At 43.4% G+C, this 1,457-nt stretch carries 1 protein-coding gene and 1 pseudogene; both read right to left on the bottom strand.

The genetic code is table 11. The features are described from left to right. A pseudogene (cydB, locus tag WEIDD23_RS14910) lies at positions 1-355 on the bottom strand (cytochrome d ubiquinol oxidase subunit II); the annotation flags it as partial. Between the two features lie 2 nt (positions 356-357). Then, the coding region (locus WEIDD23_RS09935; RefSeq protein WP_062358950.1) for a cytochrome ubiquinol oxidase subunit I at positions 358-1,457 on the bottom strand (1,100 nt) is incomplete at its 5' end.

Below are 1,457 nucleotides of genomic sequence, written 5' to 3'. Positions count from 1 at the left end.
TGGTTGTCCACAGATTACGATACTTGGCTGTCTTCATTTGCTCACGAAACTCAAATGAAACACCACGATAGATTAACCCTAACAAAATCGCAAATAAAATTAAGTAGAAACCTGAAAATAGTGATGCATACCAAAATGGCATCGCTGCGAACATGGCACCACCAGCAGTAATCAACCATACTTCATTACCATCCCAGTGAGGACCGATCGATGCAATCAAGGCATCTTCTTCATGTTCTGTTTTCGCAACACCTTTCAGTGCCATCCCAATTCCGAAATCAAATCCCTCTAGAAAGAAAAATCCAGCAAACAGAACGGCAATCAAAACAAACCATAAAATTTGAAAATCTGTCATGCTTAAGCCTCCTTGCCAGCTTCAAATGCTTTTGCGGAGAACGGATCAACCAATTCTTCGGCCACACGTTCTTCAGAATCAGGTCCGGCAATCATCACGCGTCGTGACAACATCACCATCAAACCACCCAAAACAGCAAACGTTAGGAAGTACAAAATATTTGATGTTAGTAGAGAAGCAAATGACACATTTGGTGATACGGCATCAGCAATTGTCAAAACACCGTAAACAACCCACGGTGCACGCCCTAATTCTGTAACCAGCCAACCAGCCGTAATGGCAACGAATGGCAAGTACATTGCGAGTCCGAAAATCCACAATGCCCACTTGTATTTCGTAATATCAAGCTTAGACTTCTTACGAACAGCCCATAAAGCAACGACTGATAAGAGGCCGAAAGCCCCCGCCGACATGGCCATAATACGGAACGCATAATAAATCGTATTGTTTGGTAGGTAGTAGTTCATATCCTTACCAAACTTAAGATCATACTTTTCGTGTAATTCTTTATTAATTTCTGTCCAACCTTGGCTTCCACCAACAAGCGAGTGGTGCGCCAAAATTGACAACACGTATGGCACGTCCAATGACCATTCAACTTCGTGAGTCTTTGGATTCGTGTAAGCAACGACCGACCATGGTGCCGATTCGTTCTTACCACCAACGTTTTTATCAAGTCCCTCAGTTGCAGCGAACTTCATTGGTTGGTCATCTTGCAAGTACAATGAGTGACGATCACCCGTCAAACCAATTCCCGCTGTTCCAACCAATGCCACAATTGCTGCAATCTTAATTGACTTCTTAAAGAAATCTAGCTCATGTGTTGGCTTACGTAGCAGCGACCAAGCTGATACACCCATCACAACAAATGATCCTGCCAAGAACGTCCCAAAGATAACGTGTGGGAATTCTAGCCACAATTGGTGATTCTGTAGCAATGCTGGAAAATCAACCAAAACGGCGCGGTCAAACTTATGATCCACCTTGAAGCCGATTGGGTTCTGCATAAATGAGTTAGCTGCCAAAATCCACAAAGAAGAAAAGGCTGACCCAATCGTGGTAATCCAGATAAAGGCCAAGTGAAGACCTTTATTGAAACGCT

Source organism: Weissella sp. DD23 (genome assembly GCF_001579105.1).
Classification (GTDB): Bacteria; Bacillota; Bacilli; order Lactobacillales; family Lactobacillaceae; genus Weissella; species Weissella cibaria.
The sequence above is the reverse complement of the archived record's forward strand: the minus strand, read 5'-3'. Positions and strand labels throughout refer to the sequence as shown.